This is a genomic window from Actinomadura barringtoniae, assembly GCF_017573505.1.
Lineage (GTDB): Bacteria > Actinomycetota > Actinomycetes > Streptosporangiales > Streptosporangiaceae > Spirillospora > Spirillospora barringtoniae.
Genome location: NZ_JAGEOJ010000005.1, coordinates 404,915 through 430,657 on the forward strand (window position 1 = coordinate 404,915; position 25,743 = coordinate 430,657).

The following is a 25,743-nucleotide window of genomic DNA, read 5'->3' on the forward strand; positions in this document are numbered from 1 at the left end:
CTGTCCTAATATCGCAGCATCAAAGCGGAGGGATCGGCGTGGAAAACGCAGACAAGCCAATACCGGCCGACATCGATGTCACGGTGCCGCATTCGGCGAGGATCTGGAACTACTGGCTCGGCGGTAAGGACAACTATCCCGTCGACCGGGAGGCCAGCGCTCATTTCGTCGAGATCTATCCCGGCATCATCGACGTCGCGCGCAGCGTCCGCGTCTTCCTGGGCCGCGCCGTACGGCACCTGTCCGAGGACGTCGGGATCCGCCAGTTCCTCGATATCGGCACCGGCCTGCCCACCGTCGACAACACGCACGAGATCGCCCAGCGGGTCGCGCCCGAATCCCGCGTCGTCTACGTCGACAACGATCCGCTGGTGCTGGTCCACGCCCGCGCGCTCCTGACCAGCACGCTCGAGGGCAAGACCGACTACATCGACGCCGACGTCCGCGATCCCGACGCGATCCTGCGCGCCGCCGCCGAGACGCTCGACTTCTCCAAGCCGGTCGCCCTGGTGATGCTGGGGATCATGGGCCACCTGTCCGACGACGAGGACCCCTGGTCACTCGTTCATCACCTGGTGAACGCCCTTCCGTCGGGCAGCTACCTCGTTCTCAGCGACGGCGCCAACACCAGCAAGGCGCGCGAGACGGCCCACGAACGCTACGCCGAGACCGGCGCGGTCCCCTACCACCTGCGCAGTCCGCAGCAGATCGAGCGCTATTTCGAAGGCCTCGAATTCCTGGAGCCGGGCGTCGTCCCCGTCTCGCTCTGGCGCCCCGAGCACAGCCCGTTCGGCACCCCCGCCGCCGTCGACACCTACGGAGGCGTCGCCCACAAGCGCTAGCCGCCCCCTGGTGCGCGGTTAGAGGTGCCGCTGCCGGTCGAGGACCGTACGCGGGGTGAGAACGAAGCCGACGGCCATGCCGAGCGCGATCGCGATCAGCAGCGCGACCATCTGCCCGATGTCGCGGAAGCCGGTGATCGGCTGGCCGCCGACCCAGCTGTCCAGGCCGGTGAGCCCCTTGGAGCCGGGCGTCAGCACGAAGAACGCGGTGAGGAACAGCACGTAGCGGGCCGGGCGGCGCGGTGAGGCGCGGGGGCCTCGGTCTTTCAAACGTCGGCCCCCGCACCCCTGCTCGGCATGAGTCAGGTGCCGGCCACGGCGTCGAGGAAGACGCCGTGCAGGGTCTTGTCCAGCTCAGCGTCCCGGATTCCCGGGAGGGTGGGTGGCGCCGGGACCCGTTCCCAGGACTCGGTCCACGCGTGATGGGCGTTCTGGTACTCGTACAGCCGCGCCACGTCCAGCCGCCGGTGCAGGGCCTCCTTGGTCACCTTGTCCAGCTTGAGCAGCATGGGCCGCTTGGCCGAGCTGAGGATGGTGAAACTGCCGGTGTCGACCTCGGCGGCGGCGTTCGCGAGGATCGCGCCGGCCAGCGCGTACTCGCGGGACATCTCGCTGTGCTCGATGCCACCGCCGTCGGTGCCGAGAACGGTGGGGACGCCGCAGGTCAGCAGCGTGACCAGGGCGTGCTGCTTGAACAGCGGCGCGTTCGGCTGCTGTGCGACGACCGTGGCGGCCTGCTTGATGATGCCCGCCACGTTGCCGGTCTGCGCGCTCAGCGCCTCGGTCTCCTGAACGAACGCCAGCGCGCCCGTCGCCAGGTTGCTGCTCAGGTTGACGTCCGCCCAGATCCCGGCGTCGGCCATCTGCTGGGCCTGGAGGAGCGACGCGTGCGTGACGTGCCCGAACCGCACGCGCACGTAGCGGTCGAAGTCGGTCAGCGCCCGGCCGCCCTCCTCCTTGGCCAGCGCCGAACGGAAGCGCTGCACGGCGTTCAGGATCTGCTGAACGTTGTTCTCCCCGCACAGATAGTGGGCGGGCAGCTTGGTGTCCGGGTCGTACAGAATGCGCAGCCCGGGCTGGTCCTTTCGTTTCATGGCGGCCCGTACGTCCGTCGCATCCGTGTCGACGAAGCCCGGATAGCCCTCGCCGACGTGCACGTGGGCCACGAGCGGACGACGCTGCTCGCGAGCCACCTTGAACAGCATCCGCAGGACCCGCTCGAATAGCAGCGCACCATGCCGCGTGTACCAGGTGCGCTCGGGGCTGGCGATGTCGAACCCGGTCGTGTAGCGGACCTGGTAGCGGACCGCCGCCTCCATCTGGTCGATCCACCCGGCGATCTCCTCGTGCATCGTCGGTTTGGTCCGCTTGGGCCACGGCATCGGCGCGAACTCGGCCCAGCGCCGCGTCCAGTCGTCGTACGGCCCGGCCAGGTGGGTCGACAGGCACTCCAGCGCCGCCCCGGAGGCCCCCGCCGGCCGAACCTCCTTCTCCCGCGCCGCGTCCCGCAGGCGCAGCATCGACCAGCTCGGATCCTCGCGGTACTCGTGACTGTCGCCGACCCAGCCGAGGAACGCGCCCGCCAGCATCGGCAGCCAGCGAACGACGACGCCCTGCTGCTCGGCCTGCTCGACGGCCGTCGCCGCCGCCTCGTTCTCCCGCCACTTGCCGGTCATCGACCACACCGGTACGGACTGTTCGGAGAACTGAATGTTCTGCCGCCGCAACTCACGCATCCCCGCCCCGAGCAGAGCCGGGATGGCGATCGGCAGCAGCCCACGCCCCACGTACGCGCTGTCGTAGTCGTTCTGCGGCGTCGCGGTGAGCGCGTTCTGGCAGACGTGCCGCACCACCTTGGGCAGCCCCTCGTACGCCACCTCGGTCTGCTCGATCGGCACGGTGAGGACCGCCGCCGCCAGCCTCTCCACCGCCGCCTGCTCCGGCCGCTTGCGAGACGTCTCCTTCGCCAGTTCCTTCAGCTCCGCCCGCACCTCGCCCTCGGGCACCGCCGCGGCCACCGCGTCGCACCCGGTACGGATGATCTTGATCAGCGTCCCGGCGTTCTCGGCCAGCCGGGTCTCGTCACCCGCCGAGAGCCCGCCCAGCCCCCAGCCGAGCCCGAGCACCTGCATCAGCAGGAGCCGCGTCTCGAGGTCGTACAGGATCCCCGCGAGCCGCTTCTCGCGTTCCCCGTCCTGCTTGTGCGGCGGCTTCACGTGCACCGGCACCGTCCCGGTCACCGGCGGAATCACGTGCCTGGCCAGGAAGTCCTCGATCACCTCGTTCGACGCCCCGTTGAGCTCCCCCGCGAGCGGCTTGGTCCGCCACTGCTGGATCAGCAGGTCCCCGTCCGGCGTCAGCCTGCCGAGCACCCGGTAGTGCGGGATCCCCGAGAAGTGCGTATGCGGATCGAAGTACCCGCCGTCCCCCTCGGCCGTCCTCTTGATCGTGGGCACGCAGGCCCACCCCCTCCCAAGAAGTGTGATCCAAGTCACACACTCCCGTCATCGCACCACGCACCACCCCCGATCCGCCCGCCCGCAACCGGCCGCCCCCTGCCCGCAACCGGCCACCCCCCACACCCCCCAAATGCGCCGACAACACCCCCCGATCACCCCCACCTGGCCACATCCGGCGTCCCCAGAGATCCCACCGCGAGAGTTCTGAAAGAAATCTCGGCCGGGGTGTCGGGTTGGGGTGGGGGCGTTCGTAGGAGAGGTGAGGCCGCCCGCAAGTGGGCGCCGGACGAGGCGCCGGGCGGTCCAGACTGTGGTGACGAACGTGAGAGAGGATCTTCAGATGCGGTATCTGGTTTCGGTGATCGACGACAAGAGCGATCCCGGCAGCACGGACCGGCAGCCCGCCATCAGCGAGTTCAACGAGCGGCTGATCGCCGAGGGCTACTGGGTCTTCGCGGGCGGGCTCGCGGACACCGACGCGGCCACGGTCGTCGACAACCGGGGCGAGGAGGCGGTGTTCAGCGACGGGCCCTTCGTGGAGTCCAAGGAGTACCTCGCCGGAGTCTGGGTGTGGGAGGCCCCCGATCTGGACGTGGCGCTCAGGCTCGCCACCGAGGCGTCGAAGGTCTGCGATCGCAAGATCGAGGTGCGTCCGTTCCAGTGAGCGACGTCGAGGAGGCGATCACCCAGGCCCACCATGAGGAGTGGGCCCGGGTGGTCGCGGCTCTGACCAGGCGCTTCGGGGACCTCGGTGTCGCCGAGGAGGCCGCAGCGGAGGCGTTCGCGACCGCCGTCGAACGGTGGCCGGCCGACGGCGTACCGCCGAACCCCGGCGCCTGGCTGACCATGACCGCCAACCGCAAGGCCATCGACCGGCTCCGGCGCGAGAGCAAGCGCGACGACAAGCACAAGGAGGCTCTGATGGTGTACGACCGCGAACCGCCCGAGCCTGTCGGCGCGATCGACGACGACCGGCTCCGGCTGATCTTCACCTGCTGCCACCCGGCGCTGGCGATGCAGGCCCGGGTGGCGCTGACGCTGCGCATGGTCGGCGGGCTGACCGTGCCCGAGATCGCCCGCGCCTACCTGGCGCAGGAGACCGCCGTGGAACGGCGCATCACCCGCGCGAAGGGCAAGATCAAGGCCGCGGGAATCCCGTACCGCATGCCGTCCACCGAGGATCTCCCGGCACGCGTCACCGGCGTCCTGGCCGTCCTGTACCTCGTCTTCAACGAGGGCTACCTGGCGACCAGTCCCGACACCGATCCCCTGCGTCGTGATCTGACCGTCGAGGCGATCCGCCTCACCCGCCTGATCCGCGCCCTCCTGCCGAACGACGGGGAGGTCGCCGGGCTGCTGGCCCTGATGCTGCTCACCGAGGCCCGCCACACCGCCCGCGTCTCGGGCGGCGGCGAGCTGGTCCCGCTCGCCGAGCAGGACCGCGGCGCCTGGGACACGACACTGATCGCCGAGGGCCACCGACTCGTACGCGAACGCCTCGCCGCTGCCGCCGCCGGGGTCGCTCCGGGCCGCTACCAGATCCTCGCCGCGATCAACGCCGTGCACACCTCGGCCCGCGACATCCGCGACACCGACTGGTCACAGGTCCTCGCCCTCTACGACCAGCTCGTACGTCTCGACCCTTCACCGATCATCGCCCTCAACCGCGCCATCGCCGTCGCCGAACTCGACGGCCCCGACGTCGCCCTGGCCGAGATCGACCGCCTCCAAGCCAAGCTCGCCGACTATCACGCCTTCCACGCCACCCGAGCCGACCTCCTGCGCCGGCTGGGCCGGAGCCAGGAGTCACGCGAGGCCTACGACAAGGCCATCGAGCTCGCAGGCAACACCGCCGAGACCGCCTACCTGACCCGCCGCCGCGACCAGTTGGGGTAACGCCGGGCGACCTCCCGTGGGTCGCCCCTCTGGGGCCGCGCTCCGGAACGTGAGCGGCCCGCCGGCAAAGCCTGCGGGCCGCTCATCGCGCTCGTGAGGTAACGATGCCTCTCGATGACAAGGCTGCAGGTGGCGCACGATGATCGCGATAAGTTGATCAAGATCGGTTACGGTGAGTACGCGTTCCGAAGGGTACGGAATCGCGGGCGATGATCCGGCGCTGTTCTCCCAGGTGAACGACCCTGGAGCGGCAGTCACCGCCCGCGTTCCGCCCGGGGAGGACGCCAGCACGCATCCCCCGGCGTCATCGAGCCTGTGGCACAGGGGGCACTGCCGGTACCGGGTGCGGAACGTGCGCAGCGGCGCCCGGAGGTTGCCCGTACCTGGACGGTAACGATGCGCACCAAACTGCTCACGCTGACGACCGCACTGGCGTCGGCTCTCACTGCGGGCATCCTGCCCGCAGCCGCCCACGCCTCGGACGTTCCGTTTCTCGAATGCCCGGCCGGAGAGGTCAACGTCAAGGTCTCTCCTGGCCTGACGTTCCTGCCGCAGAACCACGACCTGCACTACTTCCGGCACGAGGTCAGCGGCTGCCGGGTCCTGCGAAGCTGGGGCGTACCGGGCTGGGAGGTCGGCACCGTCCACAACGGCGTCATGGACTACCACGCCGATGGAAGAGGCGGATGCCCGTTCGGCCTCGACAGCATCGTGGACCGTGGCACCGTCGACCTGGCGTGGGATGACGGCCATGTGACCACGCTGTCGGTCCAGCCCTATTCGGCCGGACCGCTCAAGACCGGGCACGTCGACGGCACCGTGGTCAAGGGGCTGGGCAAGGGCGGCCGGTTCGACTCCACCTTCACGCTCGGCAATGCGGTCTCCCAGGCGCCGCTGTGCGTCTTCCCCGGCATCTCCGAGATCAAGGCCACGACCGACTACGTCAAGGTCTGGGACATCCCGACGGCCGCCGCTCCGGCGCAGCCACCCTCGAACGGCTATCCGCCCGAGCAGCCCAACCTCGCCTCGGGGGACGGCACCACGCCCACACGTAAGACCCTGGTCCCGGCCATGAGGCCCTACGGGGTCAGCATCGTCGTCCGCAACAGCGGCCGGACGCAGCTGCAGGACATCACCGCCGTGGACGCCACCGCCAACCCGAACGCCAAGCTGGCGGGTGTCTACTGCCAGGCCCGCGCGCTGGCGCCCGGCCAGATCACCAAGTGCGGCGGCACCGTCACCGTCCCGGCGGGCATCGGCATGAACACCAGCACGTTCGTGGTCAAGGCCACCTCGCCGGAGGGCGTCGCCGTCTCGGTCCAGAAGAACATCTACACCTACACAGGCTGACCGCACCTCAGCCGCGCACGCGAAGGGGACCGGGCCCACCGATGGACCGGGGCCCGCCGATGGACCGGGGCCCACCGATGGACCGGGGCCCGCCGATGGGCCGGACTGCCGATGGACCCGGTCCCCTTCGCACGTCGGCCGGTCCGGCACCGAAGACCGATGCCACGGCTGCCGCACGGCATGAAAATGCCCCTGACCGGATCGCGTTTCCGCAGGTCAAGGGCATAATCTCAGTGGAGGTGGCGGGAATCGAACCCGCGTCCTTCGGTGATGATTCAGGGCTTCTCCGGGTGCAGCCTGCTTAACGTTTTCTCAGCCCCGGCGCTCACGCAGGCGTGTCGCCGACGGGCTCAGTCGCTGTTTGGTGTTCCTACAAGCCCCGCGACCGGGTTCGTAGGTGGAGTCTCCTTACGATGCCAGACCCCGGGTCGGAGACTCTCCCGGGCTGACAGAGTCGCTACTCGCCTCAGGCGGCGAGGGCGAACTCAGACTGCTTCTTGTTGGCAGTTGTGATTCGCTGTCACAGGATTATCGAGGTCACGACAGCCACCCTCGACCCGCTTCCCCTGGCTCGACCTACCGAAGTCGAAGCCGGTCACCCCCATGTTGAGTTGTCAAAACGGGCGTCCCGTAGGACGTCCGAAGTAGACGCTACATGGAGAACGCGGCAGGTGCCAACGAGATTCCCGGCCATTGGATCTCTCGCCACGGGCCGGCATCTGTGCTCAGACAAAGTGACGCCCCGGTGGGCGACGAACTCGTCGTGCCCACCGGGGCCGACCGGCAGGGTCGGGCCGGTCCGGACGGCAGAGCCTCCCCCGAGACGAGGCTCTGGTCTCATCACGGCGACTGAGTCCGCAACCCCCCAAGCGGTGTCTCAGTCACCCATAAAGACGCGTGGGACCCCAGGGAAGGTTGCGACCCGAGCGTAAAGAGATAACAAAGCAGTAACGATGGGTCAGCGGGCCGCTGTAGGGGTGACCCGCGAGGCGGGGGCGCCCAGGAAGCGGGCGGCCAGGGTCGAGGCCGGCACGTCGCCCTCGACGGCGATCGCGAACGCCAGGGTGTCGCGGACGCCGACGAACCACGAGATCGTGCGGGTGCGGCCGCGCTCGGGGTAGTTCACGGTGGCCGCGACGCCGATCACCGAGCCCTTGACGCCCTTGCCCGCGGCCTTGGCGGTGCCCTCGAAGACCGAGCGCTGCATCATCCGGTTCATGCCGGCGGTCGCCGGGGCCGACAGGACCTGCGGCAGCGTGGTCTGCGGGTCTGCCGGGGTCTGGAGCAGGACCGGCGGGCGCCAGAGGCCGGTCTTGGCGCCACCGGCGGCCAGGGCCATCGACAGCGGGCTCACCTGGACCTTGCCCTGGCCGATCATGGTGGTGGCCTTCTCGGCGTCGCTGGTCGGCGTCGGCACCGATCCGGTGAACGCGGGGACGCTCAGCCCCCAGTCCTTGCCGAGGCCGAAGTTGGCGGCCTCCTTGGTCAGCGCCTGCGGGGGCAGGTTGCCGCTCAGCTTGGCCATGGTCGTCGCGCACGAGTAGGCGAAGTTCTTCTCGAGCGTCCGCTTGGCCGTGGTGGCGTACTCGGAGGTGAATGTCTGGCCGCCCACGTTGGCCGTGGCGGGACAGTCCGTGGGCGTGTCCTTCGACGTCCCCGCCTCCAGGAGCGCCTCCCCGGACACGATGCCGAACGTCAGCCCGGGCGGGTAGTGGCCCTCCATGGCGAGGTTCTGCCCGCCCGTGTTGTGGTTGGAGACGGCCAGGACGTTGCCGGTCCCCGCCTGGATGGCGACCAGCGACGCGGGGAAGGGCAGGCCGGCCAGCGTCCGGTCCGCGGCGCCCTGGACCTTGCGGTCGAGGGTCGTCTGAACGGGCTGGGGACCGACGCCGTCCCAGGAGTGCAGTTCCTCGCGGTTCTTGCCGTCCGGGTCCTGCGCGACGACCTTCACCACCGGGATGCCGGCCAGCCTGCGCTGCTGGAGCATCTGCAGGCCGCTGACGCCGATGGTGTCGCCGGGCTGGTAGGGCGCGCCGACCTGCTGGAGCCGGTCGGCGGTGGCCGGGCCGAGGTTGCCGACGACCTCGGGCGCCGCGGCGGCCCCGATCGGCAACTGCCGCTGCTGGACGACCAGCCCGGGGATGCTGGCGAACCGGGCGACGGGGTCACTGGCGGTGGTGCCGCGTTCCAGCGTCAGCAACGGCAGAAACTTGTCCGGGGGCGCCGACCGGACGCGGCCGAGCAGCCGCTCGACGTCGAGCCGGCGGCCACCGTCGATCTTGGTGGCGCGGGCGAGCGACTGGATGGTGCGCTCGGGGTCGCTCAGCCTGCCGGGGTAGACGCCGACGATGGCGGCGTTCACGGGCTTCTGCAGGCTCCGCCCCTGCGCGTCCTTCACCTCGGCGCGCGCCGGCACCTCGGTGATCACCGCGAGGCGCTGACCGGGCTTCAGGCTCGGGTGAACGATCGAGGGGTCCCAGAGGACCTTCCAGTTGCCGCCCTTGCGCTGCAGCTTCATCAGGCCGCTGTAGGTCCAGGGCTGGCCGTTCTCACCGAGGTCGATCCGGACCGAGAAGCGGACGTCGGCGTGGTCGCCCTTCTTGTCGATGCGGCCGAGGCCCAGCTTGAGCGAGGCCGCGTCGAGCTGGCTGCGCACCTGGCCGAGGGCCGCCTGGACCGTCTTCTGGTCGGCGCCGAACGTCTTGTGCGCCGCGGCCTGGTAGTTGCCGACCTGCCAGGCGATCAGGAAGTCGCGCACGGTGGGCATCGCCGACGGCTCGGCGAAGCAGCCCGATGTCAGCCCCGCGACCGCCGTCCCGCACGCCGTGAGGGCGACGGCCCGGCGCCACCTCGCGGTGCCGCGCGTGCCCCGCGCGGCGCCGCGCACGCCCCGTCTCCGGCCTCGGTTGGTCATCGACACCCTTCACCGTCTCCTGAACCGGGCCGCCGCGGCCTTCTGCATCTCCCGGTCGGCTTCCCGTTTAGCGATGGCCTGCCGCTTGTCGTACGACTTCTTACCACGGGCGAGGCCGATTTCGACCTTGGCCTTCCCGTCGCTGAAGTAGAGCGCGAGCGGAATGAGAGTCCAGCCCGGCTCCGACGACTTGGCGATGATGCGCTGGATCTCCCGCTTGTGCAGGAGCAGCTTGCGCGGCCGCTTCTCCGCGTGGTTGGTCCATGTCCCTTGGACGTACTGGGGGATGTGAACGTTCTCCAGCCAGACCTCTCCGTCGCGCACGTGCGCGTAGCCGTCGACGACGTTGGCGCGGCCGGCGCGCAGCGCCTTGACCTCGGTGCCGAGCAGCACCAGGCCCGCTTCCCAGGTGTCGTCGATGTGATAGTCGTAACGGGCACGCTTGTTCTGGGCGATGTTCTTCCGCCCGGTCTCACGTGGCACGTGATCAGCCTCGGTCTCTGTCCATTGCGCCGCCCGAGCCCACCTCCGGCAGCGTCGCGATCAGGCCGCGCAGCACGGTCCTGCCGCGCTGCTCGGCCTCTTCGGGCGGGCGGTCGGCCGAGACCGCCACATCCGGGTCGATCCCGACACCGTCGAGGTTACGGCCGTTCGGGGTGCGATAGCGACCGACGGTGAGCTCGATCGCCGAGCCGTCCTCGAGGCGGACCGGTTCCTGCACCGACCCCTTCCCGTAGGTACGCGATCCTACGATCACCGCGCGGTCCCGGTCGCGCAGGGAGCCCGCCACGACCTCGGCGGCGCTGGCGGTGCCCGCGTCCACGAGGACCACCAGCGGCGTGTCGCCGTCGCCGGGGTGGGTGACGTTCATCCGCTCGGCGGGCCGCCCCTGCCGCTCGTAGGTCACCACCAGCCCGCTCCGCAGGAACGCCGAGGCCGTCTCGACCGCCTCGTCCAGCAGGCCGCCGGGATTGCCGCGCAGGTCGAGCAGGATGCCGCCGCGGTGCCGGTCCGGCGCCTGGTCGACGGCGGCGCGCACCTGGCGGCCGACGCCGCGGGTGAACGCGCCGACCCGTACGAGCTGCATGTCGGGCGGCAGGGCACTCGCCGACACGTCGCCGCTCTGCACCGGGGTGCGGACGAGGGTGAAGCGCTTCTCGTGGTGGTCGCGGTCGACGGCGAGCTCGACGCCGGTGTCGGCCTTGCCGCGCAGGGCCGCCGCGACCTTCGTCACGTCCCAGCCGTCGACGCGTTCGCCGGCCACCCGCGTGACCACGTCTCCGGCGCGTACACCGGCCTTGGCGGCCGCCGAGCCGGGCTGAACGCTGGCCACCCGTACCGGCCCTGGAGCGGCGGTGCCGGGCGTGGCAGAGGCCGACGGCGCAGGCGCGGGCGAGGAGGTGGCGGAGGGCGAGGGCGACTCGGCGGCGGTGGGCTCGTCGCCCTCCGCGGTCGCCGCACGGGCCTGGTCGCGGCCTTGATCGCCGCCCTGGTCCCCGCTCTGATCGCCGCCCTGATCGCCGCCCTGATCGCCGCCCTGATCGCCGCCCTGATCGCCGCCCTGATCGCCGCCCTGATCGCCGCTCTGGTCGCCGCTCGGGGCCTCCGAGGTGCGACCGGCGGCGTTCTGGGGTCCTGAGCCCAGCCAGATGCCCACGCCGCTGTAGCTGCCGTTCAGGCGGCCCTGGAAGTCGTCGAACTCCTCGGCCGAGTAGTAGCGGGCCCACTTGTCGCCGAGGCGCTTCAGCATGCCGTCGATGGCCGCGCGGTCGAGCTCGCCGTGGTCCACGGGCTCGACGGACTCCTGACCGATCTTGGTGGCCGCCTCGTCCAGCAGGGACCGAGGCGAGGGGTCGGGCTGCTTGGCCGCCCCACCGCCGCTGACCACTCCGGCACCGTAGGCGCAGACGATCGCGGCGGCTATGGCGGTCCCCCGCAGCGCACGACCGGTGAACCGGAACATGCGAGCCAGTGTAATTCCCGCTGTTCTCCGGGGTGTGGACGCCCGCCGATCCGTCCCGGTCCGGCCGCCGGCCCGCTAAATCCGCAGGTAGCGGCGCAGGGTGAGGAACGAGGCTATGGCGCAGAGCAGCACGCCGAAGCAGATCGACACGACAATGACCGCGACCACCGTCCCCCAGCCGAGCTGGGTCGCGAACCCGACATTGCCCGCCAATCGGTCAATGAGCAGCATCTTGCTCCCGACCAGCAGGACCGCCGAGAACAGGCCTCCGATCAGGCCCGCGATGGCGCCCTCCATGATGAAGGGCATTTGGATATAGGTGTTCGATGCGCCGACGAGTCTCATGATGCCCGTCTCACGGCGCCGGTTGAACGCCGACAACCGCACCGTGTTGGCCACCAGCAGCACCGCGGCGATCACCTGGATCAGGGCGATCATCAGCGCGGCCCACTGCAGGCCACCGAGGATCTTGAAGAACTTCTTCAGGATCTCGCGTTCGTTGATCACCTGGTCCACGCCCGGCCGGCCCGTGATCGCCTGAATGACCTTCTCGTACTGCGAGGGGTCCTTCAGCTTGATCCGGAACGAGTCGGGAATGTCGCCCGGCTTGGTCGCCGCGACGAACCCGGGCGTGCCGGAGAACCGGTCCTTGAAGCGGTCGAACGCCTCCTGGCGGCTCTCATAGTCGACCTTCGCCACCTGCGGCATGTCCTCAAGGCTCTTCTTGAGGGTGTCGCGCTGCTGCTCGGTCGTGTCACTCCGCTGGCACGCGGGGTTGGAGCTGGTCTTGGCACACAGGTAGACCGACACCTCGACCCGGTCGTACCAGAACCCCTTGGAGGCGTTGACCTGAGCCCGCAGCAGCAGGCCGGTCCCGAAAAGCGCCATGGCGATGGCGACGGTGATGACGAGGGAGATCGTCATCGTCAGGTTCCTGCGGAGACCGATCCAGATCTCCTGGAGAACGAACTGTGCGCGCATGCCTCGCTGTCCTTGATCGCCTGTGCCCGCTGGGGAGCGTGTTCGGTGCGGGCGCGTTCCACTCGTACTTCGTACCGAATGTCATACGCCGGTTTGGACCCGCAGGTTCAGTGCGGTGGTGCCGGGGCGGTCCGCGCCGCCGCCGGCCGCCGACTGCGTGAGCTAGTAGGCCTGGCCGTAGACGCCGCGGGACTGGTCGCGGACGACCCGCCCGTCCTCGAGCTCGACGACGCGCTTGCGGAACGCGTCGACGATCGCGGCGTCGTGGGTGGCCATCACCACGGTGGTGCCGGTCCGGTTGATCCGGTCCAGCACCTTCATGATGCCGATGGACGTCGCCGGGTCGATGTTCCCCGTCGGCTCGTCCGCCAGGAGGATCATCGGCCGGTTGACGAACGCCCGCGCGATGGCGACGCGCTGCTGCTCGCCGCCCGACAGCTCGTCGGGCATCCGGTGCGCCTTGCCTTCGAGCCCGACGAGGTCGATGACCTCGGGCACCACCTTGGCGATGAAGCGCCGCGGCTTGCCGATCACCTCGAGGGCGAACGCGACGTTCTCGAAGACGTTCTTGTTGGGGAGGAGGCGGAAGTCCTGGAAGACGCAGCCGATCCGGCGCCGCAGATGCGGCACCTTCCAGTTGGTCAACCGGCTGAGGTCCTTGCCCGCCACGTGCACGTGACCCTGGCTAGGACGCTCCTCCTTGAGGATCAGTCGCAGGAAGGTCGACTTACCCGAACCCGACGGCCCGACCAGGAACAGGAACTCGCCCTTTTCGATGGCGACGTTCACGTGCTGGAGGGCCGGCCGGCCCTGGTTCTTGTAGACCTTGGTGACGTTGTCGAAATGGATCACGGCTGCATCACGGCGGTTCAGTCTAGGGGTTGGATTACGGAGGAACCTGGAACCCCGAACCTATCCGGGTCTCTGGGCCCTTCCGTTCACCTCCCGGTCGTCCGACCAGGCGGCTTCCGAGCAGTGTAGAGGGGACAGTCAACTGCCTCGGCCCATATGAGGCGGTACGCGGGGAGCGGATCCACCTGGGGCGCGGCGTGTCGGCACCTCCCCGGCCCGTTCGACCGGTTCGTGCCTGAGAGCTCACGGTCTTGCCGGATCGACCATACAGTCCGGCTACGCTGGATGATGGCGAATTGCACGGAGATTGGGGCACACGACATGAGCTGCGAACACCTGATCTGCGCCCGGTGCTCGGGTCCGGTGGCCGAAGGGCGCTGCCCGACCTGCCGGAGCGCACGCGCCGAAATCCACCGCCACGGACCGAACATCCCGCCCGCGCTGGTCCTGGCCGGCCTGGTGGCGCTCCTCTTCCTGGCCCTGGTCCTCCAGCGCGTCTACGGCTGAGAACTCCCGAGTCCGGTGAGGACTTAAGCGGCTAGGACGCCTTCGGGGGCGCGGAGGCCTTGGTGAACGCCCCGTCCTCCCCGAACACCTCGGCCTTGGACTGTTCCTTGGACTTGTCGGTGGACTTGGCCGGATCGAACGCCACGAACTGGAGCGTCTCGGAGGTCTGGATCTGCGGACCCTCCACCCCGTTCTCCAGCAGATGCGCGATCTCCGGCGGCAGCGGCGGGTTCAGCCCCTTGGCCTTGTCCTTGTCCTTCGGCTGGGTGTTGGTGTTGCGCGACAGCGAGTAGAGAACGGTCACACCGCCGTGCTCGGTCCGCAGCGGGAAGAGCGGCCAGGGTGTGGCGACGAACACGGTCTGCAGGATCAGGCCGCGCGACAGCGCCTTCCGGTGGTCCTTGCGGCTCTGGTTGTAGTAGCCGGTCGTGTACGGGCCGTTCTTCATGATGCGGGCGGTCACGCTGTCGGGGCCCTCGAACGCGAGGGTGGCGTGGATGCCCGGCACCTGCTGCGGGCCGATCAGCACCGAGGTGTCGTCGGGCGTGACCCCGGTCGCGTACCCGTCGGGGCCGACCGCGATCTTGGGCATCTTGGCCTTGGGCGCCAGCAGCGTGGACAGGCTCAGGTGCCAGGTGTCGGTCGAGCCCTTGCGGATGAAGCCCATCAGCGCGGTGCGGGTGCTCTTGGGGTCGCCCTTGACGGTCCGCGGCACCTGGGCCACGAACCACTGCGGGAACTCCTCCTTGAGCTTCGGTACGTAGAACTTCGGCGTTCCGTAGTCGAAGCGCTGCACGGGGTCGCCATCGAAGGCGGCCTTGCGGAACTCGGCCGCGGTCAGCATCGCCTGGCCGTCGGAGACCCAGTTCAGCGCCAGGCGCTCGTCCCGGGCCGCGCGGGCCACGTCGTCGTTGCCGACGAACGAGCGGAACTGGCTCTCGGCCAGCTGCGGGGTAAGAGGCTCGGGCGAGGGGGCCACCGTGGTGAGCGCGGCGCGCGGGCGTGCCTTGGACTCCTGGCCCGCGCAGCTCGCGACGGCAGGCGTGACCGCCAGCAGCACGGCGGCACACGCCGCCAGTGTGGTCCTGCGCACCGCCTGCTACCCCCGGCCCTTCCGATGATCCACCCATGATCCCCGATGGATCGCCCCTGCGGACCCGTTTCCGCCACCTGGTGACCTACCGGTCGCCGGCGTGACCGGCCCCGGCCCTGGATTCTGCCATCAGGGAGAGGACCGGGCGAAGCCGGACCTGGCCACCCGAGCTCCGTGACCGCCGGCCACCCGAGCTCCGGACCGCCGGCCACCCGAGCTCAGGACCATCCGTACCGAAGGCCCGGTCACCGGACGCTCGGGCACCCCCCGGACGGCGATAAGCTCGGTCTGTGGCAGGCATCGATCCCGAAGATCAGCTCAAGGAGCTCGGCTCGACCCTCGCGGGCATCGAGCAGGTGCTGGATCTCGACGGCATGCGGCGTGACATCGCCGAGCTGCGGGAGCAGTCGGCCGACCCTGACCTGTGGAGCGACCAGGAGCGCGCCCAGACGGTGACGCGCCGCCTGTCGTACCTGGAGAGCGAGCTCACCAAGGTCGAGGGCCTGCGGCAGCGGCTCGAGGACGTCTCGACGCTCTACGAGATGGCCGCCGAGATGGAGGACGAGGACACCCGCAAGGAGGCCGACGAGGAGCTCCTCGGGCTCCACAAGGCCGTCCAGGCGCTCGAGGTCCGCACCCTCATGTCCGGCGAGTACGACTCGCGCGAGGCGCTGGTCACCATCAACGCCCAGGCGGGCGGGGTGGACGCGGCCGACTGGGCCGAGCAGCTCCAGCGGATGTACCTGCGCTGGGCCGAACGTCACCACTACCCGACCGAGGTCTACGAGACGTCCTTCGCCGAAGAGGCCGGGATCAAGTCGACCACGTTCACCGTCAAGGCGCCGTACGCCTACGGCACGTTGCGCGGCGAGCACGGCACGCACCGGCTGGTCCGGATCTCGCCGTTCGACAACCAGGGCCGCCGCCAGACCTCGTTCGCCGGCCTGGACGTCGTCCCGGTCGTGGAGCAGAGCGACCACGTCGACATCGACGAGAGCGAGCTGCGGATCGACGTCTACCGCTCGTCGGGCCCCGGCGGTCAGGGCGTCAACACCACCGACTCGGCGGTGCGCATCACCCACATCCCGACCGGGATCGTGGTCTCCTGCCAGAACGAGCGCAGCCAGCTGCAGAACAAGGCCACCGCGATGTCGGTGCTCCAGGCCAAGCTGCTGGAGCGCAAGCGGCAGGAGGAGGCGGAGAAGATGTCCGCGCTGCGCGGTGAGGGCACCAGCAGCTGGGGCACGCAGATCCGCAACTACGTGCTGCACCCGTACCAGATCGTCAAGGACCTGCGCACCGGCGTCGAGGCGGGCAACCCGACCGCGGTGCTGGACGGCGACATCGACGAGTTCATCGAGGCCGAGATCCGCTGGATGCGCCAGCAGGAGTCCGGCGCCGAGTCCTGAGCCCGGCCACACCAACCCCTTATCGGGGCATAGCGGACATCTCGGATTCACTGTGTGATCGATCGATTACTCTGTGATGATGTTGGGGAGAGACTGCACCACCGCCTCAATCCCCCGAGGTCCTCAATGCCCCTGCGTACCGCCGCGTCCCTGGCACTCCCCCCGCTGCTGTTGCTGGCGTCCGCCGCCGCGTGCGGCGGAAGCTCGTCGTCCGCCGAGTCGAGCGGGCCGCCGGCGCTGACCAAGACCCAGGCCGAGCAGGTCCTGCAGCGGTTCGTGGCGACGGCCAACCGGGCGAGCCACGACCTGGACGACGAGACGCTCGCCGCGGTCGAGGGCGCACCGCAGCTCACCATGGACGCCGCCGCGTACAAGCTCCGCCGGGCCGCCAAGTACAAGCCCGCGGACGTGCAGGTCGCCAAGCCCACCTTCTACATCCCGCGCCTGAGCGGCTACCCGCACTGGTTCGCCGCCGACGTCATCTCCGGCAGCGGCAAGGAGACCCTGCGGCACGCGATGCTGTTCACGCAGGACAAGGCGGGCGGTCCCTGGCTGCTGACCGGCGACCCGTACCCGACCGACGCCGCGCTGAGCAAGGTCGCGCTGGACGACAAGGGCTACGCGACCGCGGTCTCGCCGACCACGACGAACCTCACGCTGCCCCCCGCCAAGCTCGCCCCGGCGCACGCGGCCCTGCTCAGCGAGGGCCCGAAGGTCCCAGGCGCCGCCGGGCTGGCCGCCGGCCCGAAGACCACCCAGGCCTATGACGCCCTGCGCCAGGCCGAAGATCAGCTCGGCAAGGGCGGCGTCACGCTCACCTCGAAGTTCGCCCCCGAGACCGTTCCCGTCCACGCCCTGCGCACCACCGACGGCGGCGCGCTGGTCTGGTACGTCGTACGCCAGAACGAGGCGTACTCCAGCCCGAAGCGGGGCAGGCTGGCTGTAACCGGTGATCTCATCGGGCTCGCCCCGGCCTCGGCGGCCAAGACTCGCCTGGACACGACCGTCCTCGTGCAGTACCTGGCCACCGTCCCGCCCAAGGGCAAGGGCCCGGCCGCGGTGACCGGCATGTACCGCAAGGCCGTGGAGGCCACGGGTTCCTGATCTCGTCGGGTGCCGGCGCGGTCCCACTCTTCCTGACCGCTGCAGTGGGATCGAGTCCGGCACCCGGCGTGCTTTTTCACCCCCTACACTGACGCGGCAATAGTTCGAGTTATCCGCTGAGGTGTGAAATTGCGCCGTTTTGTGGCCCCGGTGCTAGCCGGGGTGGCCGGGCTGGTCGCTCTCGGGGCCGCCGCGTGCTCGGCCGAGTCGGACGGCGCCACCACCTCGGCGAGCGCCGAGCCGACCGTGAGCCCGGCCGTGGGCACGGACGAGTCGTTCAAGGTGCTCAAGGACTGGGTGGCGCGGCACAACCGGGCGATCACCACGGGCGACGAGAAGCTGTGGCGGGACACCGTCACCGGGTCGCTGGAGGCGCCGGTCAGCGTGCGGGTCCGGACGTACGGCAAGCTGCCCGGGTCGTCGAAGATCAGCCTCTTCAACCCGGTGCTGTACGTGCCGCGGCAGGCGTCCTACCCGAAGTGGTTCGCCGCCGCCGCGCTTTCGGGGGCGGCGGGGCGTGGCCATGGGGGTGAAACACAGCGCTCCGGCGGCAAGGACCAGCAGGTGCTCGCGCTGTTCGTCCGTACGAGCGCCAAGGACGACTGGCGGGCCGCGCACTGGCTCACGTTCAAAGGCAAGCCGCCCGAGTTGGCCTATGACGCGCAGGGTTATGCCATACCGGCGCCGGACCGCGGCCTGCCCGCCGCGCACGGGGCCTTCCTCGCCTCAGGCGACACCTCTGGTTTCTCTCCGGACGCCTACTCGGCCAAGTCCCGGACTCCCACGTACGGCAATTGGCAGACCCCGCCGGGCCGCTACACGCCTGGACCGGGCCCTTCCTATGCGTTGCGCACGAAGGACGGCGGCTCGCTGGTCTGGTACGGCCTTTCCCAGAGCCAGACCTTCACGGGCGGCACGGAATCGACCCTGCCCCAGGAACTGCGCAACTACCTGACCAAGAAGAAGGTCGACGCGGGCTCGACCGTTCAGGCCACGTGGCAGTGGCTGGCCATCGGGTACGCGCCGGTCAGCGGCAAGGGCACGGTCCTCGGCGAGTCCGTGTCCCTTGCCGCTGTGGGCTGATGCCCAGGCCGGCCGATACCTCGGCCGGCTGATACCTAGGCTTCGGTGGACGGCAGGGCGCTGGCGGTGACCAGGGTGCGGATCGAGCCCAGGGCGACCGACAGGGTGGCCAGATCGAAGCTGTCGCTCTCCCAGATCTCGCTGAGCGTCTGCTGGGCGCGCAGCACAGCGGTCTGGTTCTTCTCGGCCCAGTTGGCGAGCCGCTCCTCGGGCTGCGCGCCCGGCGCGCTGGTGATCAGCACGTCCCGGGTGAGCGCCGCGTGCGCCGCGTACAGGTCGTCGCGGAGCGCGGAGCGGGCCATCGAACGCCAGCGGTCGTCGCGCGGCAGCGCGATGATGCGCTCGCGCAGCCGCGACAGCTGGAGCCGGTCGGCGAGGTCGAAGTAGACCTCGGCGACCTCCTCGACCGGGCGGCCGGTGTCGTGCGCGATCGTGACCAGGTCGAACGTGGAGTACGCCGGGACCAGCATCGCGACCTGCTCGGCCAGCTCGTCGGGCACGCCGCGCTCGGTGAAGCTGTCGCGGCGCTGCTCGAACGCCGCCAGGTCCAGGCCCACCAGAAGCTTGGGCAGCTGCGTGCCGAGCGCGACCGCGCCGTCGGCGAAGAAGCCGATCGTCTCCTGGATGTCGAACGGCGGCCGCCGGTTGTGCAGCAGCCAGCGGGCGCCGCGCTCGGTGAGCTTGCGCGCCTCCAGCAGCATCGCGACCTGCGTGGACTCGTCGACCTGGTGCGACAGGTCCTCGACGGTGCGCCAGAAGCGCGGCATGTCGAAGACCTCGCGGGCGACCAGGTAGGCGCGGGCGATGTCCTGCGCGGACGCCCCGGTCTCCTCGTTCAGCCGGAAGTCGAAGGTGATGCCGCTGTTGTTGACCAGGTCGTTCACCACGGCGGTGGTGATGATCTCGCGGCGCAGCGGGTGCCGGTCCATGTAACCCTGGAACCGGTCGCGCAGCGGCGTCGGGAAGTAGTTGACCAGCCACGACTCCAGGTAGGGGTCGTCGGGCAGGTCCGAGGCCACCAGCTGGTCGTCCAGCGTCATCTTGGCGTAGGCCAGCAGCACCGAGAACTCGGGGCTGGTCAGCCCGAGCCCGGACTGGCGGCGTTCGGCCAGGTGCTTGTCGTCGGGCAGGAACTCCAGGCGCCGCTTGAGCTTGCCCTCGCGTTCCAGCTTGCGCAGGTAGCGGGCGTGCACGTGCAGCATCGCCGGGGCCTGCGCGCGCGAGGCGGCCAGCACGACGTTCTGCGCGTAGTTGTCGGGCAGGACCAGGTCGGCGACCTCGTCGGTCATCTCGTACAGCAGCCCGTCGCGCTGCTTGCGGGTGAGCTCGCCGTCCCGCACCACCTGGTCGAGCAGGATCTTGATGTTGACCTCGTGGTCGGAGGTGTCCACGCCGGCGGAGTTGTCGATGAAGTCGGTGTTGACCAGGCCGCCGCCGCGCGCGTACTCGATCCGGCCGAGCTGGGTGAGGCCGAGGTTGCCGCCCTCGCCGACCACCTTGCAGCGCAGCTCCATGCCGTCGACGCGGACCGGGTCGTTGGCCTTGTCGCCGACGTCGGCGTTGTTCTCGACCGCGGCCTTGACGTAGGTGCCGATGCCGCCGTTCCACAGCAGGTCGACGGGCGCGAGCAGCGCGGCGCGGATCAGCTCGAACGGGGTCAGGGCGAGCACGTCGCCCTCGATGCCGAGCGCGGCGCGGATCTCCGGCGTCAGCTTGATCGACTTGGCGGTGCGCGGGAAGATCCCGCCGCCCTTGGACAGCAGCCCGGTGTCGTAGTCGGCCCAGGAGCTGCGCGGCAGCTCGAACATCCGCTTGCGTTCGGTGAACGAGGTCGCCGGGTCCGGATCGGGGTCGATGAAGACGTGCCGGTGGTCGAACGCGCAGACCAGCTTGGTGTGCTCGCTGAGGAGCATCCCGTTGCCGAAGACGTCGCCGCTCATGTCGCCGATGCCGACGACGGTGAAGTCCTCGTTCTGGATGTCCTTGCCGAGCGAGCGGAAGTGGTACTTCACCGACTCCCAGGCGCCGCGCGCGGTGATGCCCATCGCCTTGTGGTCGTAGCCGACCGAGCCGCCGGAGGCGAACGCGTCGCCGAGCCAGAAGCCGTAGGAGGCCGAGACCTCGTTGGCGATGTCGGAGAAGGTGGCGGTGCCCTTGTCGGCCGCGACCACCAGGTAGGTGTCGTCGCTGTCGTGGCGGACCACGTTCGGCGGCGGGACGACCTTGCCGTCCACCAGGTTGTCGGTGACGTCGAGCAGGCCGCTGATGAAGTCCTTGTAGATCGCGATGCCGGCGTTCATGAACGTCTCGCGGTCGGCGGACGGGTCGGGCAGCTGCTTGCCGACGAACCCGCCCTTGGCGCCGGCCGGGACGATCACGGTGTTCTTGACCGCCTGGGCCTTCACCAGGCCGAGGATCTCGGTGCGGAAGTCCTCGCGCCGGTCCGACCAGCGCAGGCCGCCGCGCGCCACCGCGCCGAACCGCAGGTGGACGCCCTCCAGCTTCGGCGAGTAGACGAAGATCTCGTACTTGGGGCGCGGCTGCGGCAGGTCCGGGATGCCCGCCGGGTCGAACTTGATCGAGAGGTAGGGCTTGCCCTGGTAGTGGTTGGTGCGCAGCGTCGCGGTGATCATCGCCAGGTAGGCCCGCAGGATGCGGTCCTCGTCCAGGCTGGCGACCTCGTCGAGCATGCCGCCGACCTCTTCGCCGATCGCCTCGCTGCGCTCGGCCTCGCCGCCCGAGAGCGCCGGGTCCAGGCGGCTCTCCCACAGGCGGATCAGCAGCCGGGTGATGGCGGCGTTGCGGAGCAGCACCTGCTCGATGTAGCGCTTGGAGAACGAGGTGCCGGTCTGGCGCAGGTACATCGCGTACGCGCGCAGCACCATCGTCTGCTTCCAGTTGAGGCCGACGTGGAGCACGAGGGCGTTGAAGCCGTCGTTCTCGATGTCGCCGCGCCACAGCGCCGTGAAGGCGTCCTGGAAGAGCACCTTGCGGTCCTCTTCGGCCACGTCGGCGGGCGGCTCGTACCGCAGGCCGAGGTCGTAGATCCAGTAGCGGCGGGCCGGGTCGCTGGTGCAGATCTCGTACGGGCGCTCGTCGACGACCTCGACGCCCATGTTCTGCAGCAGCGGTAGCACGCGCGACAGCGAGATCGGCGGACCCAGCCGGTAGATCTTCAGACGGCGGTCGCCCGGCTCGGCGGCGTACGGCTCGTACAGGTTGATGGAGATCTCGCCGTCCTCGGAGAGATCGTCCAGGCGGCGCAGGTCGGAGACGGCGGTACGGGCCGGGAAGTCGGCCTTGTAGCCCTCGGGGAACGCGTCGCCGAAGCGGCGGGCCAGGCCCGTGGACTTCTCCTCGCCGCACTGCTCGACGATCGCGTCCGACAGGTCGTCCGCCCACGAACGCGTCGCCGCCGCGAGCCGCGACTCCAGCTCGTCGACGTCCACGTCCGGCAGCGGGCGGCCGCGCTCGGCGCGCACCACCACGTGCAGCCGGGCCAGCATCGACTCGGTCACGTTGGCGCTGTAGTCGACGCTCACGCCGTTGAACGCGCTGCGCAGGATCTCCTGGATGCGCAGCCGGCACTTGGTCGTGTAGCGGTCCCGCGGCAGGTAGACCATGCAGGACATGTAGCGGCCGTACATGTCCTTGCGCAGGAAAAGCTTCAGCTGGCGGCGCTCGCGCAGCCGCAGCACGCCGAGCGCGATCGGCAGCAGGTCCTCGACCGAGATCTGGAACAGCTCGTCGCGCGGGTAGCCCTCCAGTACCTCGATCAGGTCCTGGCCGTCGTAGCTGTCGGCGGTGAACCCGGCGAGCTCGATGACCTCCTCGAGCTTGCGCCGCAGCACCGGGACGTGCGAGAGCGACTCGCTGTAGGCCACGTGCGTGAACAGGCCGAGGAACCGGCGCTCGCCGATCACCTCGCCGTTCGCGTCGAACTTCTTGACGCCGATGTAGTCCAGGTAGGCCGGGCGGTGCACGGTCGAACGCGAGTTGGCCTTGGTGATCACCAGCAGGTGCTTCTCGGTGGCCTTCTCCCGGACCTCGGGGGGCAGCGCCGCGAAGCTGTCGGACTCGCGCTTGTCGCCGCGCAGGATGCCGAGGCCGGTGCCCGGCTCGGGGCGCAGCGCGGTGCCGTCCTCGGTCAGCGTGTAGTCGCGGTAGCCGAGAAAGGTGAAGTGCCCGTCCGACAACCAGTCGAGCAGCTCGACGCCCTCGGCGAGCTCCTTGTCCGGCAGCCCGGGCGGCGTCTCGCGGATCTCCAGCGCGATCTCACCGGCACGCGAGCGCATCTTGGGCTCGTCCTCGACCGAGACCCGCACGTCGTGCAGGACCCGCTGCAGGTCCTTCTCCAGCTGCTCCAGGCGGGCCCGGTCGCTGCACCGGTCGATCTCGATGTGGATCCAGGACTCGTCGATGTCGGTGGGGCTCTCCAGCTTGGGCCGGAACGCCTTGAGGTGGCCCGCCACGTCGCGGTCCACGCCGAGGAGCGGGTGAACGATCAGGTGGGTCGCCAGCTCGTGCCGGCTGAGCTCCATCGTGACGCTGTCGACCAGGAACGGCATGTCGTCGGTGACCACCTGCACGACGGTGTGCCCGGGGTCCCAGCCGTTCTCCTCCAGGGTGGGGGTGAAGACCCGCACCTTCGCGCGCCCCTGCGGCCGGTCCTCACCGAGCAGCCGGTGCGCCATCGCGGGGCCGCAGATGTCGGCGGGGTCGCGGGAGAGAAGGTCCTCGGGGGCCACCTGGCGGTAGTAGAGCCGGAGGTATTCGGTCGCCTCCTCCAGGTCCCCGCCGCGTGCCCCCTGCCCGTGGGCGCACGTCTCGGCCGCCCGCCGGAGTAGATCGTCCTTGGCCTGATCGAGCTTGCCGCCCATCAACACTCCCCTAGAGACCCTCCGCCACATCATTGTGGCGCCGCTCACTGCGCCAGCGTAGCCATGAATCGACCCAAAGCCGACCGGCGGGGCCGCGACTCAAACATGGCTTTAACCGTGCCGCCAACCTTGCCGCCCGAGTGGCGAGTCAGGACGGTGAGTCAAGACTCAGTGATCCGCATCACTACGATTCTCACCGTAGACGCCGCGCACCGTCACCGCAGGAAACGGGCGGATATCCCGCCCGGAACCTCACCCGAACGGCACCCGCACGACCGACCGCGTCAATGGCCGGTCGGCGGTCGCGTCAGCGGCCGGGAGAGCCCGATCCGCCGGCCGTCCAGCCGGCCGTCGTGGCGGTCGCCTAGCCGGTCGTCCAGCCGGCCGTCGTGGCGGTCGCCTAGCCGGTCGTCCAGCCGGCCGTCGTGGCGGTCGCCTAGCCGGTCGTCCAGCCGGTCGTCGTGGCGGTCGCCTAGCCGGTCGTCTTGCCGGTGTCGCCGCCCGTCGGCTTGGTCGGCGGGTCGGTCGGAGGCGGCGTCTTGGTCGGGGGCGGGCTCGTGTCCGGCGGGGAGGTCGGCGGCTTGGTCGGGGAGTCCGACGGGGTCGGCGTGGGCGTGTGCGACGGAGTGGGCGTCGGCGACTCCGACGGGCTCTGCGACGCGGTGTCGGAGGGTGTCGGGGTCGCGGACTCGGTGTGCCGGGGAGCGCGGGTGGGGTAGGTCGGAACGTCCTCGGTCGTCGGGTCCGCGGTCGTCTGCGCCGGCGCGGTGTTGCTCGGGTCGCCGACCCGGGTGCTCGGCTGCGCGCCGCCGTCGCCGCTCAGCGCGAACGCCGCCGAGGCGATCCCGGCCGCGATGAGCAGCGCCGCGGCACCGGCCAGCGCCGCCACGCGCCGCTGCCGACCGCGCGGCGAGCCGGGCCGCTTTCCGCCGCCGCCCGGCAGTGTGTTGTTCTCGAGCCACTCGGCGGGCGTCGGGAGGTTGCGCGCCTCTTCCTCGGAGTACGGGTCGTCGTGGGCCACCTCGTCGGGCAGCGCCCGTACGACCTGCGTTTCGCTGGAAGCCGAGCCGCCGGCGTCATAACCGGCCTCGGCATGCCCACCCGGCGCGTAGACGTCATGGCCGCCCGCGTCGTAATGCGCCGCGTCGCTCACGACCTCATAAGGATCGGTACCGGCGCTGTCGTTCAGGCCCTGAGCCGCGGCGGCACCCAGCCCGGCTCCTGCGGCGCCGCCCGCAGCGGCACCGCTTGCGGCCGCGACACCGGGAGTGGCGAGGTCGTCCTCATCCCCGAGCTCGGCCGCCAGCACGCTGCCGACCGCGAGCATCGCGGTCGCGGCCTCCTCGTCGTGCGCGGCCGGGTCGGTGACGACGGCGGGCGTCGGGCCGGTCTCCTCGTGGCCGAGCAGGCGCATCAGCACCTGGCGGGCCTTCGGACGCGCGGCGGGATCCTTGCTCAGGCAGTCGAGCACCAGCTCGCGCAGCGGCCCGTCCAGGTCGTCGCCGAGCTTGGGCTGCTGGTTCAGGATGCGGTTGATCACGGCCGGGATGCTGTCCTGGCCGAACGGCGAGGACCCGGTCGCCGCGTACACCAGGGTGGCCGCCCAGCAGAACACGTCCGCGGCGGTGCCGATCTCCTCGCCCTGGATCTGCTCGGGCGCCATGTAGGAGGGCGTGCCGATGACCTTGCTGGTCAGCGTCGTGGAACCGCTGATCGCCCGGGCCACGCCGAAGTCGATGACGCGCGGGCCGTCGTTGCCGATCAGCACGTTGTGCGGCTTGAAGTCGCGGTGGATGATCTCGGCCTGGTGGATGGCCGACAGGGCCGTCGCGGTGCCGACCGCGAGCCGTTCCAGCGCGGCGCCGCGCAGCGGACCCTGCTCGCCCACCAGCTGGTGGAGGGACGGGCCGGGCACGTACTCGCTGACGATGTAGGGCCGGTCACCGTCGGCGTCGGCGTCGATGACCTGGGCGGTGCAGAACGGAGCGACCCGCTTGGCGACGTCCAGCTCCCGCAGGAAGCGCGCCCGGGCCTTGTCATCGGAGGTCAGCTCGGAGTGCAGCAGCTTGATGGCGACCCGGCGGCCGTCCTCGCCGGTGCCCAGGAAGACGGTCCCCTGACCGCCCTCGCCGACCCTTCCGATCAGGGCGTACGTACCAAGTCGCTCCGGGTCCCCCGACCGCAGCGCCCCAACCAACATGCGTGGAACAGCCCCTCTCTGGACTTGCTGAACCGATCCACGGACATGATCGGACCAAACGGACCGGTTCTCCCATGTGTGGGACGCCCCAGGCCTGGCAGGCGTTGTCCTGACCCCGCGACCATACGGCGTGATCTGACCCACCGCTTCCCGTTCAGGACAGATTTGCGGCAGAGGGCGATCCTAGTGCGATTCACACCCACGGCGATA

Annotated in this window: 18 protein-coding genes and 1 other RNA gene; 8 read left to right on the forward strand and 11 right to left on the reverse strand. The window is 70.0% G+C overall.

The features are described 5' to 3' along the window. The first annotated feature begins 38 nt into the window (after positions 1-38). Entirely contained in the window at positions 39-842 is an 804-nt protein-coding gene (locus J4573_RS14675; RefSeq protein WP_307796632.1) for an SAM-dependent methyltransferase, read from the forward strand. 18 nt (positions 843-860) lie between these two features. Here J4573_RS14675 and J4573_RS14680 read toward each other — a convergent pair whose 3' ends face one another. Continuing rightward, a complete protein-coding gene (locus tag J4573_RS14680) occupies positions 861-1,112 on the reverse strand; it encodes a threonine/serine exporter family protein (RefSeq protein ID WP_208255986.1) in 252 nt (83 codons plus the stop codon). A 32-nt stretch (positions 1,113-1,144) separates the two neighbouring features. Then, positions 1,145-3,298 (reverse strand): amidohydrolase family protein, encoded by a 2,154-nt coding sequence (locus J4573_RS14685; protein WP_208255987.1) that lies wholly within the window; start codon positions 3,296-3,298, stop codon positions 1,145-1,147. 343 nt (positions 3,299-3,641) lie between these two features. Between J4573_RS14685 and J4573_RS14690 the strand changes: the two genes are divergently transcribed. The 3 genes from J4573_RS14690 (at position 3,642) to J4573_RS14700 (ending at position 6,547) form a co-directional block, all read left to right on the forward strand. Continuing rightward, positions 3,642-3,965, forward strand: a complete 324-nt coding sequence (locus J4573_RS14690; protein WP_208255988.1) for a YciI family protein — start codon at positions 3,642-3,644, stop codon at positions 3,963-3,965. Beyond that, a complete protein-coding gene (locus tag J4573_RS14695) occupies positions 3,962-5,197 on the forward strand; it encodes an RNA polymerase sigma factor (protein WP_208255989.1) in 1,236 nt (411 codons plus the stop codon). Before J4573_RS14690 ends, J4573_RS14695 begins: the two co-directional genes overlap by 4 nt. 396 nt (positions 5,198-5,593) lie before the next feature. After that, positions 5,594-6,547, forward strand: a complete 954-nt coding sequence (locus tag J4573_RS14700; protein ID WP_208255990.1) for a hypothetical protein — start codon at positions 5,594-5,596, stop codon at positions 6,545-6,547. 231 nt (positions 6,548-6,778) lie between these two features. On the opposite strand, the gene ssrA is transcribed toward J4573_RS14700, so the two are convergent. From ssrA to ftsE, 6 genes are all read right to left on the reverse strand, one after another. After that, positions 6,779-7,150, reverse strand: a transfer-messenger RNA (tmRNA) gene (gene ssrA, locus J4573_RS14705). Between the two features lie 355 nt (positions 7,151-7,505). Then, the gene (locus J4573_RS14710; RefSeq protein ID WP_208255991.1) at positions 7,506-9,461 is read right to left on the reverse strand and encodes a penicillin-binding transpeptidase domain-containing protein; all 1,956 of its coding nucleotides are present in this window, start codon (positions 9,459-9,461) and stop codon (positions 7,506-7,508) included. Between the two features lie 9 nt (positions 9,462-9,470). Continuing rightward, positions 9,471-9,944, reverse strand: coding sequence for an SsrA-binding protein SmpB (smpB, locus tag J4573_RS14715; RefSeq protein WP_208255992.1), 474 nt, complete (start codon positions 9,942-9,944; stop codon positions 9,471-9,473). A 4-nt stretch (positions 9,945-9,948) separates the two neighbouring features. Continuing rightward, entirely contained in the window at positions 9,949-11,424 is a 1,476-nt protein-coding gene (locus tag J4573_RS14720) for a S41 family peptidase (RefSeq protein ID WP_243772967.1), read from the reverse strand. A 75-nt stretch (positions 11,425-11,499) separates the two neighbouring features. Next, positions 11,500-12,405 (reverse strand): permease-like cell division protein FtsX, encoded by a 906-nt coding sequence (gene ftsX, locus J4573_RS14725; RefSeq protein ID WP_208255993.1) that lies wholly within the window; start codon positions 12,403-12,405, stop codon positions 11,500-11,502. 162 nt (positions 12,406-12,567) lie between these two features. Beyond that, positions 12,568-13,257, reverse strand: a complete 690-nt coding sequence (gene ftsE, locus J4573_RS14730) for a cell division ATP-binding protein FtsE (protein ID WP_208255994.1) — start codon at positions 13,255-13,257, stop codon at positions 12,568-12,570. A gap of 321 nt (positions 13,258-13,578) precedes the next feature. Between ftsE and J4573_RS14735 the strand changes: the two genes are divergently transcribed. Continuing rightward, complete coding sequence (locus J4573_RS14735) at positions 13,579-13,764, forward strand: hypothetical protein (RefSeq protein WP_208255995.1); 186 nt, start codon at positions 13,579-13,581, stop codon at positions 13,762-13,764. Between the two features lie 31 nt (positions 13,765-13,795). On the opposite strand, the gene J4573_RS14740 is transcribed toward J4573_RS14735, so the two are convergent. After that, positions 13,796-14,857 carry a DUF8094 domain-containing protein gene (locus tag J4573_RS14740; protein WP_208255996.1) on the reverse strand — a complete coding sequence of 354 codons (1,062 nt, stop codon included), beginning with the start codon at positions 14,855-14,857 and terminating at the stop codon, positions 13,796-13,798. A 290-nt stretch (positions 14,858-15,147) separates the two neighbouring features. Here J4573_RS14740 and prfB point away from each other — a divergent pair, with 290 nt between their 5' ends. The 3 genes from prfB (at position 15,148) to J4573_RS14755 (ending at position 18,453) form a co-directional block, all read left to right on the forward strand. Then, positions 15,148-16,266, forward strand: a complete 1,119-nt coding sequence (gene prfB, locus J4573_RS14745) for a peptide chain release factor 2 (RefSeq protein ID WP_208255997.1) — start codon at positions 15,148-15,150, stop codon at positions 16,264-16,266. A 126-nt stretch (positions 16,267-16,392) separates the two neighbouring features. Then, positions 16,393-17,370: a DUF8094 domain-containing protein gene (locus J4573_RS14750; RefSeq protein ID WP_208255998.1), complete on the forward strand. Its 978-nt coding sequence runs from the start codon at positions 16,393-16,395 to the stop codon at positions 17,368-17,370. 129 nt (positions 17,371-17,499) lie between these two features. Next, complete coding sequence (locus J4573_RS14755) at positions 17,500-18,453, forward strand: DUF8094 domain-containing protein (protein ID WP_208255999.1); 954 nt, start codon at positions 17,500-17,502, stop codon at positions 18,451-18,453. Between the two features lie 35 nt (positions 18,454-18,488). Here J4573_RS14755 and J4573_RS14760 read toward each other — a convergent pair whose 3' ends face one another. After that, on the reverse strand, positions 18,489-23,333 hold the full coding sequence (locus tag J4573_RS14760; protein ID WP_208256000.1) for an NAD-glutamate dehydrogenase: 4,845 nt from the start codon (positions 23,331-23,333) through the stop codon (positions 18,489-18,491). Between the two features lie 472 nt (positions 23,334-23,805). After that, on the reverse strand, positions 23,806-25,533 hold the full coding sequence (locus J4573_RS14765) for a serine/threonine-protein kinase (RefSeq protein WP_208256001.1): 1,728 nt from the start codon (positions 25,531-25,533) through the stop codon (positions 23,806-23,808). Positions 25,534-25,743 lie beyond the last annotated feature (210 nt).

Excerpts from the sequence above, each read along its gene's own strand:
- J4573_RS14690 (WP_208255988.1), top strand. The coding sequence starts at position 3,642 with ATGCGGTATCTGGTTTCGGTGATCGACGACAAGAGCGATCCCGGCAGC.
- J4573_RS14700 (WP_208255990.1), top strand. The coding sequence starts at position 5,594 with ATGCGCACCAAACTGCTCACGCTGACGACCGCACTGGCGTCGGCTCTC.
- J4573_RS14710 (WP_208255991.1), bottom strand. The coding sequence starts at position 9,461 with ATGACCAACCGAGGCCGGAGACGGGGCGTGCGCGGCGCCGCGCGGGGC.
- J4573_RS14720 (WP_243772967.1), bottom strand. The coding sequence starts at position 11,424 with ATGTTCCGGTTCACCGGTCGTGCGCTGCGGGGGACCGCCATAGCCGCC.
- ftsX (WP_208255993.1), bottom strand. The coding sequence starts at position 12,405 with ATGCGCGCACAGTTCGTTCTCCAGGAGATCTGGATCGGTCTCCGCAGG.
- J4573_RS14735 (WP_208255995.1), top strand. The coding sequence starts at position 13,579 with ATGAGCTGCGAACACCTGATCTGCGCCCGGTGCTCGGGTCCGGTGGCC.
- J4573_RS14750 (WP_208255998.1), top strand. The coding sequence starts at position 16,393 with ATGCCCCTGCGTACCGCCGCGTCCCTGGCACTCCCCCCGCTGCTGTTG.
- J4573_RS14760 (WP_208256000.1), bottom strand. The coding sequence starts at position 23,333 with ATGGGCGGCAAGCTCGATCAGGCCAAGGACGATCTACTCCGGCGGGCG.
- J4573_RS14765 (WP_208256001.1), bottom strand. The coding sequence starts at position 25,533 with ATGTTGGTTGGGGCGCTGCGGTCGGGGGACCCGGAGCGACTTGGTACG.